Origin of the sequence: Paenibacillus sp. ACRSA (assembly GCF_022346845.1) — a bacterium.
Lineage (GTDB): Bacteria > Bacillota > Bacilli > Paenibacillales > Paenibacillaceae > Paenibacillus.
Genome location: NZ_JAKRNP010000003.1, coordinates 666,124 through 679,221 on the forward strand (window position 1 = coordinate 666,124; position 13,098 = coordinate 679,221).

The 13,098-nt window shown below is 46.1% G+C and carries 10 protein-coding genes; 5 read left to right on the plus strand and 5 right to left on the minus strand.

Annotated features, from left to right (window positions below):
* Positions 1-109 precede the first annotated feature (109 nt).
* Positions 110-2,266, plus strand: coding sequence for an alpha-amylase family glycosyl hydrolase (locus MH215_RS12525; protein ID WP_239290573.1), 2,157 nt, complete (start codon positions 110-112; stop codon positions 2,264-2,266).
* Positions 2,267-2,776: 510 nt separating this feature from the next.
* Here MH215_RS12525 and MH215_RS12530 read toward each other — a convergent pair.
* The 3 genes from MH215_RS12530 to MH215_RS12540 form a co-directional block, all read right to left on the minus strand.
* Positions 2,777-3,613, minus strand: a complete 837-nt coding sequence (locus tag MH215_RS12530; protein WP_056695093.1) for a sugar ABC transporter permease — start codon at positions 3,611-3,613, stop codon at positions 2,777-2,779.
* Positions 3,610-4,965, minus strand: coding sequence for a sugar ABC transporter permease (locus tag MH215_RS12535; RefSeq protein ID WP_239290574.1), 1,356 nt, complete (start codon positions 4,963-4,965; stop codon positions 3,610-3,612). Before MH215_RS12535 ends, MH215_RS12530 begins: the two co-directional genes overlap by 4 nt.
* A gap of 125 nt (positions 4,966-5,090) precedes the next feature.
* Positions 5,091-6,377 (minus strand): sugar ABC transporter substrate-binding protein, encoded by a 1,287-nt coding sequence (locus MH215_RS12540; protein ID WP_239290575.1) that lies wholly within the window; start codon positions 6,375-6,377, stop codon positions 5,091-5,093.
* A 444-nt stretch (positions 6,378-6,821) separates the two neighbouring features.
* Between MH215_RS12540 and MH215_RS12545 the strand changes: the two genes are divergently transcribed.
* Positions 6,822-7,856 (plus strand): LacI family DNA-binding transcriptional regulator, encoded by a 1,035-nt coding sequence (locus MH215_RS12545; protein ID WP_239290576.1) that lies wholly within the window; start codon positions 6,822-6,824, stop codon positions 7,854-7,856.
* A gap of 262 nt (positions 7,857-8,118) precedes the next feature.
* Here the strand turns inward: MH215_RS12545 and MH215_RS12550 are convergent, their stop codons facing one another.
* Complete coding sequence (locus tag MH215_RS12550) at positions 8,119-8,877, minus strand: SDR family oxidoreductase (protein ID WP_056695098.1); 759 nt, start codon at positions 8,875-8,877, stop codon at positions 8,119-8,121.
* Positions 8,878-9,146: 269 nt separating this feature from the next.
* Between MH215_RS12550 and MH215_RS12555 the strand changes: the two genes are divergently transcribed.
* The 3 genes from MH215_RS12555 (at position 9,147) to MH215_RS12565 (ending at position 11,885) form a co-directional block, all read left to right on the plus strand.
* Entirely contained in the window at positions 9,147-9,794 is a 648-nt protein-coding gene (locus MH215_RS12555) for a TetR/AcrR family transcriptional regulator (protein ID WP_239290577.1), read from the plus strand.
* A 125-nt stretch (positions 9,795-9,919) separates the two neighbouring features.
* On the plus strand, positions 9,920-10,969 hold the full coding sequence (locus tag MH215_RS12560) for a cupin domain-containing protein (RefSeq protein ID WP_239290578.1): 1,050 nt from the start codon (positions 9,920-9,922) through the stop codon (positions 10,967-10,969).
* A 184-nt stretch (positions 10,970-11,153) separates the two neighbouring features.
* Entirely contained in the window at positions 11,154-11,885 is a 732-nt protein-coding gene (locus tag MH215_RS12565; protein WP_239290580.1) for a YoaK family protein, read from the plus strand.
* A gap of 72 nt (positions 11,886-11,957) precedes the next feature.
* Here MH215_RS12565 and MH215_RS12570 read toward each other — a convergent pair whose 3' ends face one another.
* The gene (locus tag MH215_RS12570) at positions 11,958-13,097 is read right to left on the minus strand and encodes a toxic anion resistance protein (RefSeq protein ID WP_239290581.1); all 1,140 of its coding nucleotides are present in this window, start codon (positions 13,095-13,097) and stop codon (positions 11,958-11,960) included.
* Position 13,098: the final 1 nt, after the last annotated feature.

The following is a 13,098-nucleotide window of genomic DNA, read 5'->3' on the forward strand; positions in this document are numbered from 1 at the left end:
GCCATAAGGGAGGCGATGTGTTCAACAGAATTGAGAGATTCATTATTTGTAAGCGCTATTAAAATAAGTTAGAACGATATCCAAACTACATGATGAAGGGTGGATTACCATGTTCAAATTAACCAAGCGAGTCATACTCAGTGCCACACTGGCACTGGGCTTGATGGCGGGAAGCGCCTTCCCTTTTCTAACCACAGCGTCTGTTTTTGCAGATCCGGATACTGCCGTAACCAATAAGCAGAATTTCAGTACAGATGTCATCTATCAGGTGTTCACAGACCGCTTCTCAGATGGCAATCCCGCCAACAATCCGACAGGAGGAGCCTATGACGCAAGTTGCAGCAATCTTAAACTATACTGTGGTGGCGACTGGCAGGGATTAATCGACAAAATTAATGATAACTACTTTACCGATCTAGGTATAACCGCGCTCTGGATCTCTCAACCTGTTGAAAATATCTACTCCCTCATCAACTATTCGGGTGTCAACAACACAGCCTACCATGGCTATTGGGCACGCGACTTCAAAAAAACGAACCCAGCCTTCGGCACGATGACTGATTTCAAAAACCTGGTCGACACAGCTCATGCTAAAGACATTAAGATCATCATCGACTTCGCTCCTAATCATACCTCCCCCGCCATGGAAACCGATACTTCCTTTGCTGAGAATGGCAGGTTGTACGACAATGGTAACCTTGTAGGCGGGTACACCAATGATACCAACCAGTATTTCCATCATAATGGCGGTTCTGACTTCTCCACACTTGAGAACGGCATCTATAAAAACCTCTACGACCTGGCTGACATGAACCACAATAACGGAACAATTGATACGTATTTCAAGGATGCGATTAAACAATGGCTGGACATGGGCATTGACGGAATTCGTGTTGATGCAGTGAAGCATATGCCGATGGGCTGGCAAAAGAATTGGATGTCTTCGATCTATACACATCAGCCTGTGTTTACCTTTGGCGAGTGGTTCCTGGGATCATCTGCTTCAGATGCAGATAATAATGATTTTGCGAATAAATCCGGTATGAGTCTGCTGGACTTCCGCTTCAATCAAGAAGTTCGGAATGTCTTCCGTGACAATACGGCCACGATGTACGCCCTAGATTCCATGATCAACAGTACCGGATCGGATTACGACCATATCCATGATCAGGTTACTTTTATTGATAATCACGATATGGATCGCTTCAAAACGAATGCAGTCCAAAACCGGCGTCTGGAGCAAGCTTTGGCATTTACATTAACTTCGCGCGGTGTACCTGCCATCTATTATGGAACAGAACAATATATGACCGGGAACGGTGATCCAGATAACCGTGGTAAGATGCCCTCCTTCTCCAAAACATCCACGGCGTTCAATGTGATTAGCAAGCTTGCTCCACTACGTAAGTCCAATCCAGCAATAGCCTATGGTTCGACGCAGCAACGCTGGATCAACAATGATGTATACATCTATGAACGAAAATTCGGTAATAGCGTTGCTGTCGTTGCTATCAATCGTAGTACCTCAGCGTCTGCATCCATCTCAGGTCTAACCACTTCGCTTCCTACAGGTACATATACGGATGTGCTCGGTGGCGCACTTAATGGTAATCAGATCTCCTCTAATGGAGGAAACATCACGTCCTTCAACCTTGCAGCCGGTGCAACAGCCGTTTGGCAGTATACAGCGAATGAGACCACCCCAACCATTGGTAATGTTGGACCTAAGATGGGTAAAGCGGGAAATGAAGTCACGATTGATGGTCGAGGATTCGGTGCTTCCAAAGGCACGGTGAACTTCGGAACTACAGCGGTAACCGGTACAGCCATCACCTCTTGGGAAGATACGCAGATCAAGGTGAAGATTCCTGCCGTTGCGGCAGGCAACTATGCGGTTAAAGTAACGGCTGGTGGAGTTAGCAGCAACGCGTATAATGATTTTACGATTCTTAGCGGAGATCAGGTTTCTGTCCGTTTTGTCATCAATAACGCTACCACTTCACTCGGTGAGAACATCTATCTGACCGGAAACGTGGCTGAGTTGGGAAGTTGGTCCACAGGCTCCACCGCAATTGGCCCAGCTTTTAACCAAGTCATTCATGCCTATCCAACCTGGTACTATGACGTAAGTGTTCCTGCGGGTACACCGCTCGAGTTCAAATTCTTCAAAAAGAATGGCTCCACGGTCACGTGGGAAAGTGGTTCTAACCACACCTTCACCACTCCGACGAGTGGAACAGCTACAGTTACAGTGAACTGGCAATAACACATGTAGAAGAAAGATAAACTGATCACGAAACCCGGAGTGCGCTGAGACAGCGTATACTCCGGGTTTAAACATAGGTACGGGTTGATTGGATTGAGGTTAGGGATTCATTGATCGATTACATGATTGATAAATTAATTAAATGATTTATTAATCGCTCGCTGATTGAGCTAGTTTTAATGTATAAGTTATACAAGACTCGTGGCTCGTAAACTCATATTGAAGCAGAAGGCACTTCCGTAATGATGTCAGTCAACTTTAGACATAACATCACAGGAAGTGCCTGCTTGGCGTATTGCTAGAATGTTTACTTGATGTGCGACTTGATCTTTTTGCTTATGTTTTGCTTGATGTTTTGCTTGTTCTCTTACTTCATGTGCTACTTGATCGATATGTGATGGCTACTTAACCGTACTTAGTACTTAACTACTACTTGATCTGCCACGTGTTTTATCACTTCATTTATTTGATCTACCATAAGATCACAGCGAAATAATGTACCGAGCACAGTTAGCCCTTGGACGCCCCTGATGTAAGACCTTGAACTAGGAAGCGCTGTAAGAAAACGAACAACAGCGTAATTGGAATAGCAATCAGTACCGCTCCTGCGGCGAACATCGTAAAGTTACTGTCCTGATACCGATTGACCAGATCCCACATCCCTACCGCAAGTGTCCAATTCTCCTTCGTACGCAGTACCAGACGGGCAAAAATAAAGTCCATCCATGCCCCTGTGAAGCTAGTTAAAGCTACATAGGTCAGCATGGGTTTGGATAATGGCAAAATGATGCTGGTGAATACCCGCAAGTGACTTGCACCATCGATACGAGCCGCTTCATCCAGACTGCGCGGAATGGTGTCGAAGAATCCTTTGACGATGAATCCCCCAAGTACTGCTCCTGAAGAATAGACCAGAATAAGCGCAGTATGGGTGTCGAGCAGTTTAATTTGTAGCAAAATGATGTAGATCGCAATCATGCTCATGAAACTCGGGAACATGCCAAGAATCAGCATGGTAGAAAGAATTGTTTTGCGACCACGGAAACGGAAACGCGACAAGGCATACATCCCCAGTGTCACCATGAGTGTAGAGAAGATCATGGTGAAAAAGGCAATTTTCAGCGTATTCATATACCATCGGCCATACATAAAAGATGGATTGTTGAACAGTTCACCATAATGGGACAGCGTGAAGGCTTCTGGCCATAAACGCTCACTAAACAGTGCCGCACCCGGTCTTAGGGAAGAGAGAAAGATCCAGAGCACCGGATAGATGGAGACGACGGCAATGATCAGTAGTAACAGGTAACTTACTGCCAGGCGCACCGGATTATTGCGTGTCTTCATTGAATCATGTCCTCCTCCTTAAATGATTTGGAGCGGCGGAAATTCCAGATGGAGAATGAAGCGATAATCAGGAAGATAATAATACCTACCGCAGAAGCCATGTTGAATTTATTGTTATCCAGCGTTAGCTTGTAGAGCCAGGTTACTAGGAGATCCGTTGCGCCAGCGTACTGATAATCCCCACGCAGCGGATTGCCGTTGGTTAGCAGGAAGATCACATTGAAATTGTTGAAGTTACCCGCAAATTGCATAATGAGCACTGGCGTAGTCGCAAATAAAATGAATGGCATCGTAATGATTCGGAATTTCTGGAATGCGGAAGCCCCGTCCACTTCGGCAGCCTCATACAGATCACGCGGAATGGCTGTCAATACGCCCAGAATCAGCACCATGCTGACTGGAATACCGATCCACATGTTGACGACAATGACTGTAACCTTTGCCCAGAACGGATCGGTCAGCCAAGGTAATCCCTCCAGTCCAAAAGCTCTCATATACGTATTGATCGGACCAAACTGACCGTTGAACAGATTGCGCATCAACAACAGGGAAATAATCTGCGGGATGGCATAAGGCAGGATGAAAATCGTACGCCACACCTTCTTAAAGCGTATACCCCGCTGTTCAATCAATAACGCCACGAGAACACCACCGAAATAGGTAGTAACTGTAGCTAAAATGGCCCAGATCACCGTCCAGGTGAGGACACCGTAGAACGTCTGACTCCATGACTTGAGCTGGATTAGATCACTGAATGTCTTGAAGCCGACCCAGTCTACCAGTTTAGCCGGCGGAATATGATCCGGCGCCGAATAGTTGGTAAAAGCAATCGTGACCGTAAACAAAATCGGCATAATGGTGAAAAAGAGTATCCCAAGTGCCGGAATGGACAGAAACAAATATGGGAAGTTTCGATCCATCATGTTTCGGATCGTGGCTCCTGCACTTCGTATCTGCTTGCCTTCTTCTCTAGCAAGCCCGGTCATGTACGCATCCCGGATATTCAAAATGTAGATCAGAATAAACACAAAAAATACCAGTAATACAATAATCCCATCCAGTAATAAAAAGATGGAATGGTCTCCTTTTTGAAGCACGGTGGAACCATTCACTTTGACAAAACGCTGTGTATTCTCGCCCAGTGTCCATACTCCCCATACTGCTTGAGACAGGCGAGGAAGCAGGTATGCAAGCCCTACTCCCTCCAGCAACAGTAGTACAATTCCTTTGATCCATTGCCGATTATATAACTGCCCCAGACCTTGCAATATGGTGGAACATATGGCCGCTGTCATCCGGTGCTGCCTCTCCCTTCCGGGGCCGACAGGCACCGGGACATGCTGCTGTTGCATTCGCTCTCTCCTCTCCGACCCTTGCTAATCTGTATAAATTGATTAACGGAGTAATTACACTGACCACTCCGATAACAGAACAAGCTTCCGATCGCTGTTATCCCAGATTCTATCGTCGTTCGTTCTTACTGCACGGTTGCAAGGCTCTCTTGGATCTGCTTCACGGCATTGTCCAGCGATGCTTTGACATCCTTGCCCGTATCCCAGATATCCGTAATGGCAGATGTGATCGGCCCCCAAACACTGTCCATTGCAGGAAGCGAAGGCATTGGAGTGGAGTTGTTGAATTGCTCCAGGAAGGCATTGTTGATCGGATCTTCCTGAACCTTCGGATCAGCTGCGACGTTCTTGTTCGCCGGAAGTGTGCCATTTAGTTCAAAGTTCTCCATCTGAGCCTCTTCATTGGAGAGGAACGCAGCCAGTAACTTGGAGGCATTCGGATATTGCGTAAATGCGTTTACGTAATAAGCTTTGACCCCTGAGAAGGATGTCATCGGTTTGCCATCAATCGCTGGGAGCGGTGCCACACCGAAGTCAATTCCCGCATTGCGGTAATCAGCAATGGTCCATGGACCATTAATATCCATCGCCAGCTTGCCGCTGGAGAACAATCCTTTTTTGATATCGTAGTTCACGTCACCCATCTTCAGCGGCAATACCTCAGACTTCAGTGTCTGTAGGAACTGCCCACCCTTCTGAGCGCCTTCATTATTCAAACCAAGATCTCCGCTGTCCATCCCGTTATCACCGAAGATATATCCGCCCTGCGAGGCCAGGAATGCATAATTGTAGTAGAATTGCTGCAATTCCCACATCAGCGCATATTGATTGGACTTGGTATCATTGAACGTTTGGGCGAAGCTGATAATTTCGTCGAAGTTTTTTGGAGCTTCCGGGTATAATGCTTTGTTATAAAAGAGGGCATATGTCTCAACACTGTACGGATATCCGTACAAGATATCCTTGAACGTCACCGCCTTGAGGGCATTCTCACTTGTATTCGCTGCAGTTTCTGCTTCAAAAATGTCATTCGGCAAGATCAGTCCTGCTTCTGAAGCGCTACCAATTTTGTCATGTGGGAACACAACCACATCTGCTGCCAGCCCTGCCGGTCCGTCTGTTGTCAGCTTCGTTACCTGATCCGTCGGAGGCAATTCTTCCATTTTGACGGTAACACCATACTTCTCTTCAAACTTCTGAACTCTTTGCTCAATAAAGCTGCTTTGATTCTTATCCTCCCAGATGACCAAGGTTGCCCCTTCCTCTGGCTGAAGATTTTCGGCAGTTAGTTGTACAGCTTCCTCGGGATTCTCGCCTGCTGTCGTCGGAGATGCAGTTCCCCCTCCTGCCGAGCATGCAGCCAGTGTAAAAGCCATGACGATAGACCATGTTGCCCCTTGCCATTTTCTCATGTAAAATGTCCCCTTCCCTCTGTTTGGTTCAACGAAATTGCGCTCTCTCACCCTTTGATCTGCGTAAAATGTCAGGTATTGTGATCCTTGTTCTTTTTTGTACAAACGTTTGCTCAAATAAAAGAAAGAATCACATTTTTGTTCAATATGTAGGGGGAAATGTACTAAGAAGTATGTAAAACCAATGATGTAAGCGCTACAATAACACTCACATCATACAATACGATACTTTCTTTGTACAAACGTTTGCACAAGCCATATTGCTTCAATTTTAACCATTTTCTTTCATTTTACCGAAGTAATCCTCTATGCCCTTCTTCTAACTCATTCTTCCTTAATTTTACTCCCTTCGCATTCTGTATCGTATAGGTACTAATTGATTTCTCGCATCCTTTGCATTACCATAGTGGAAAGTTGAAATGATTGTTCAGAGGGGATTTTTAGATGATTACGATCAAGGATATTGCCAAATTGGCGGGTGTCTCCCCTTCTACAGTATCACGGGTGATTTCCAACCATCCCAGAATTAGCACCGAGACGTCTCTCAAAGTAAAGCAAATTATGAAAGAACTCAACTATCATCCCAACATTATGGCGAAGAGCCTCGTGTCCAAAACGACGCAAACCCTTGGGATTATGCTTCCGCGCCCTGCAGAGGAGTTGTTCCAGAACTACTTTTTCGGGGAATTATTACGAGGTATTATTACACTCGCCACACGCAACAATTATGAATTGCTGCTAACAACTGAAACATCATCCGATGATGAATTGCATGCCATATCCCGGCTTGTCCATGGCCGAAGAGTAGATGGCATTCTGCTGCTAGGTTCGAAGCGAGATGATCCGATTATTTCATTTCTGGAAGAGGAAGAGTTTCCTTTTGTACTGATTGGCCGCAGTGAAGCTCACCCGAATGCACCCATGGTGGATAACGACAATGTGCAAACTGCTTATGATGCAACGCAGCATCTGATTGCACAAGGACATACGCGGATTGGATTCGTGAGTGGCCCGCCGGAAATTACGTTATCCCATGATCGTATGCGAGGATATCAGAAGGCTCTTGCCGAAGCAGAACTACACGCCAATCGGGACTGGATTGTAGAAGGTGAATTCCTACAGGAGAGCGGATTCCGAGCGATGTCTCTATTCATGTCTTTGCCGGATAGACCGACAGCTATTGTTGTTATTGATGATAATGTCGCTTTTGGAGTATTGAGAGCTCTTGCCGAGCTGGGATATCAGGTACCTGAGGATATTAGCGTGGTCAGCTTTAACAATATAGCCTTATCCGAACTGGCTTCACCGCCACTCAGTTCCATCGATATCGGAACCTATCAGCTTGGCTATACAGCAGTTCAAGTGTTACTCAAAATTATAAGCGGGGAGCCGCAAACGCATAATCCCGTCATTATTCCGCATCGACTGATTGTGCGAGAATCCTCACTGTACTCCAAAACGAAGTCATCGCTGAGCTGACGTAGACAGGTCTAAGTGTGTCAGTGCAAACGTTTGTCCCAATTCCCAATGGAATTGAACACGATACACGAGGTTGACACTCGTTTGTAGAGTCACCATGAAGAAGCCGCATCATGAGATGCGGCTCTTAGTTCATTCCACAGAATTATACGCACGGTCGTGTATGTTCTCTTTGAGCACTTGAAGTGCTGTAATTGCATTGATTTTTACATGCTCCGTCCGATCATTCTTTCATTAGCGATTCTACCACTACGCACTCGAATTAGTATGAACTCCAGCCTGCATCAGCCGTAATGACGGTTCCGTTAACGAAGCTAGATTCATCCGAGCCGAGGAACAAAGCCACTTTGGCAATCTCTTCACTCGTACCTACACGTGGGTTGATCGCCATACCTAGTTGTTGGCGTCCAGCTCCAAATGGGCTGATTCCTGTCATTGAGGAGCTAATGTTAGTTGCCACAGCCCCTGGAGCGATGGCATTACAACGAATGCCTTGCTCGGCATACATGTATCCCGTATTTTTGGTGAAACCAATCACCGCGTGTTTGGAAGCTGTATAAGCGGCTCCCGCACGTCCGCCGTGCAATCCACCTGCTGAAGCAATATTCACGATGACTCCTTTTTGTTTCTCTTGGAAGATCGGCAATACTTTACGCGTAGTCCGCATTACGCTGGTTGTATTTACGGCGAACAATCTCTCCCACTTCTCATCGGTGATATCCGCTGCTGGCTCCATGCCATCCATGATGCCTGCATTGTTCACCAGAATGTCCACAGTCCCATAGGTGCTTACCGTCACATCAATCAGATTTTGCACATCTTCTTCTTTGGCTACATTAGCCAAAACCACGATGGCTTCTCCGCCTGATTCCTTGATCTCACTAGCAACCGTCTGAGCGGACTGTTCGTTAATGTCTGACACAACGACTTTGGCACCTTCTCTAGCATATAGTGTGGCAATCGCTTTCCCCATGCCTGAACCTGCACCTGTCACAACAGCAACTTTATCTTGAAGTTTCATATCTTAATTCCTCCTTTTTGTATTCGTTTACAATAAGTTAACAAACAAATGTTCATTAACTCGTATCCTTAGTATAATAAGTCATAGCTTTTGGGATCAATCAGTAAAAGCTTGCCCTATTGTACATTAACCAACACTTCAGACGCCTATTGTACGTTTATTAATCAAGTCCATAAATGTGTGTTCAAAAAGAGCGGTTTTCAGTACCAAGAAGATGGGATGAAGATAGACGTACTTTTTGAACAACCTATAATAAGGGAGGAAATTAGATGTCAGACCCTACCGAATCCACGGATCGAAGAATTAAGAAATCCAAAGCTGCTCTGAAAAATGCGCTCATCCGACTCATGCAAAAGCACCCTTTTAGAGAAATATCCATCACCGATATCGTGAAGTTGGCGGATCTGAATCGGGGAACCTTCTATAAGCACTATCAGTACAAAGAAGACCTGTTTAATGAGATCATAGATGATGTCATCCAAGACCTGGTGACCTCTTACCGTGAACCGTATCAAGGCAAAGAAATATTTGAAGTGAGTCATATGCCCTCATCAGCCATTCGCATCTTTGAGCATGTCTATCAGCACGCTGCATTCTATACTCTTGCCGTCAAATCCGAGGCATCTTCCAGCTTCCAACAGATGATCTGTAATGTTTTACGCGACCTCGCCTTACAGGATCTAAACGAAATATTCCCAACGCATATCAACCGCGAGCTGCTCGCAAGTTATCAATCTCATGCTATCTTCGGCATGATTATCGAATGGATTCATCAGGAGTTCAGACACAGCCCTGGCTATATGGCCGAGGAATTGCTCAAAATTATTAATTATAAACCTGCTAATGTGGTCTATCATTCAACTCAGCGCGAACCTGCAACACAATATGTACAAAAAAATGGAATGACTCTCGAATGAATGATTCCCATTTGCCTCATATTAACTAAGGTATAGCTGAATAGATTCGTAGGATATGGTTAAAAGAACATAGACGGCATATTCAACTTTTTACATGTAAACCTAATTTGATGTGAGGAGGAATCATGATGACATCTTTTAAATATCGGCTTGAACAAAAGGAACCTCGGACAGGCTCTGGCGGAATCACCCGCGGCGCCTCTGTTAAAGATTTCCCTGCTTCCATTGGCATTGCTGGCGTATCCATGCGCTTAGAGCCAGGGGGGATGCGCGAGTTACATTGGCATGCGAATGCAGCAGAATGGGCATATGTCATCAGTGGCTCCTGCCGGACTACAGTGATTCATCCCGATGGACATGCCTACACAGATACATTCGAGCCTGGAGATGTCTGGTATTTCCCCCGTGGATACGGACATTCCATTCAGGGACTCGGCCCGGATGAATGTCACTTTATTTTGATTTTTGATAATGGGGATTTCTCGGAGGATCACACCTTCAGCATCACAGATTTCCTTACTCAGACCCCAAACAACATCGTCGCTCAGAATCTTGGCATCACCGAAGAGCAGGCCGCCAAGCTTAATCAGGGTGAAGCCTATTTTGCCAAAGGACCCGTACCGAACGATAGCTCCTCTTCCGGTACATACCGACGTAATTCAGAACTGACCACCATTCACCGGTATCCACTCCTTGCCAAACAGCCTAGACGAGCTCCCGGAGGCGGCACACAACGGACTGTGACCGTTGAGGACTTCCCGATCTCCACCACGATGGCTGGGTCACTCATTGAATTGCAGCCAGGTGCGCTAAGGGAAATGCATTGGCATCCTAACGCAGACGAGTGGCAGTACTATATTAGTGGTCAGGCTGAAATGACAGTATTCCTCGCAGAGGGTCATGCGGTAACAGAGCATTTTGAAGCAGGCGATGTTGGCTATGCACCTATGGGAGCTGGGCATTATATCAAAAATACCGGAGACGACGTCTGCCGTGTGTTAATTGGCTTCAACAGCGGGCACTACGAAGCCATTGATCTGAGTGAATGGATTGCAGGTAACCCAGACGATCTATTGTCCACAAATTTGGGTATGTCCAAAGAAGAAGCGGCTCAGCTTCCGAATGATACACTCTTCATTGCACCAGACCAGCATAAGGATAGCTCTCAGTCCTAACGTGCCTACGTCTAGCACTAGGTCTAGGCATCCATGCTAAACCAAGATATATATACGTTCTCAACTAATTGTTGGATAAGAACTTAGAGGTTCGTGTCAACTTACTTGATTGACTCCGATCGTATCGCATCCGCAAGACTGATCTGCATCCCTGCTTTCACGAACCAGAAGGGAGGCTATGTCTATGACCTTAACGCCTGATTCGACCAATAACCATCAAGACACAACTAAACGTATTGGACATACTGTAGAACGCTTAGAGCCGGGATTATCCCGGCTTATATTATCATCAGCTCTAGTGCTGATTGCCGGATTTATTGATGCCATTGGCTATCTAGGATTAGGCAAGGTTTATTTGTCTTTTATGAGCGGTAATAGCACCAAGCTAGGGATTGCACTCTTTAAAGGGGACTACTCCGTGTGGGCAACGACGGGGGTCGTCGTGCTGTTATTCATTGTGGGGGCATTTATCGGTACGTTGATAACGGATCTATTCAGGCAATATCATTTGACGTTAATTTTAAGTGCGGAATCCATTTTATTCGTTATTGCGATCACCTTGGTCTTATTGCTCCACACCAACAGTGTTCTCTTTCCACTCGCAGTGGCGATGGGCATGCAAAATACGATGCACCAGATGGTTGCCCATGCCGATGTCGGTAAAGGCTTCGTGTCAGGAACTTTGTTCGGGATCGGACAAGCCATCGCTAAGGCTGTGCGTGGCAAAGCCCCTGCATCTGAATGGGCTGTTCTGGCACTATCCTGGATTACGTTTGTCATTGGCGCCGCTCTGGGCGCACTCCTGTTCATTCAAGCGAGTCTATTGTTCTCCCTGTTCGTCGCCTTGTCTGCTCTTGTGCTGCTGATCCCTTATGCGCTATACATGCAACGGCAAAAAACGGTTGACCCTGGGTAATTCCGGGTCAACCGTTCATGCAATCATTGTCTATGCAATTTCTATGCAGCTAAGAAACACAGGTTGTAGAGATTACAAACCTAGCTTCTGTCCTTTCTCTAGACGCTGAATCTGTTGTTCCCCCGTATCAGCAAGTTCACGGAACTGGTTGATTGTCTCCCGCATCCGGGGCAATGCTTCCTGCTTATACACACTGATGGAGTCCAATGCAGACAGGACATCCGTGAATGCCTGCTTCATCGTATCGACCGAAATACTTGCATCATACGCCTGCTTTTGAATGGCGATGCCCTGATCCTTGAGCATTTTGGATGTGCCTGCGATGAGGTCATTCGTCGTCTGGTTCAGTAGTTCAATTTTCTGCAAAACAATCTTCTGATTATAGAGCGCACTTGCTACGGTTACGGCAATTTTCAGCGCTGAGATGGTTACATTCTTCGCTCGATCTACCCCGCGAATCAGTTCCTTGTTGTTACGAATGACCACTTCAATCGCCATGATCCCTTGTTGGTTAACCACCAACATCTGCTGCAGATCCATTACACGTTGCCGAAGCGGGAACAACACTTCCTCTGTAATAAAGCGAACCTTCTCTGGATCTTCATTACGTACTTTTGCCGCCTCAATCTGTCCATCAATGGATTCGTCCATCAGCACACCTAACTGAATTTCCTTCTGTAATCGCTTCGTTAAATCGCGTAAATTCTGCTGTTCAATCTCTAAGGTGGTATTGTCATTCCGTAAAGTCGCTCGCCCTTTGTCAAGAGAGGTCACGATGTCTGCAATAACCGCATCCGCTTTCTGGTACTTCAAGAAATACGCGCGCAACGGATTGAATAACTTGCCCAGAAAGCCGGTCTTGGCAAAGTCGACCACGCTCGGGTCGAGATCCTTCAGTTGCATATGCAGCTCAGTTAAGCCCTTGGCTACCTGACCGCCCTCGTCTCCGGTCTTGGACAGATGTCCAACGGAGACTTGAAGCAACGCGTTTTTCTCAGAAGAGGTTCTCATCGTGTTCATGCCAAAACCATCAATGGATTGCAGAATTTCCTTGCGTTTCTCCAACGATTCAAGGTCAAGTGTCATGATCATCTCTACGTTGGCATTCGCCACTTGTTGCAGCTCTGCTACCTCCGCAGGCACTGGTTTCACTTCTTCCTCAATCACTTTCTGAATTTCCTTCTGACTAGGTATCTCCATGGAAAATGACATT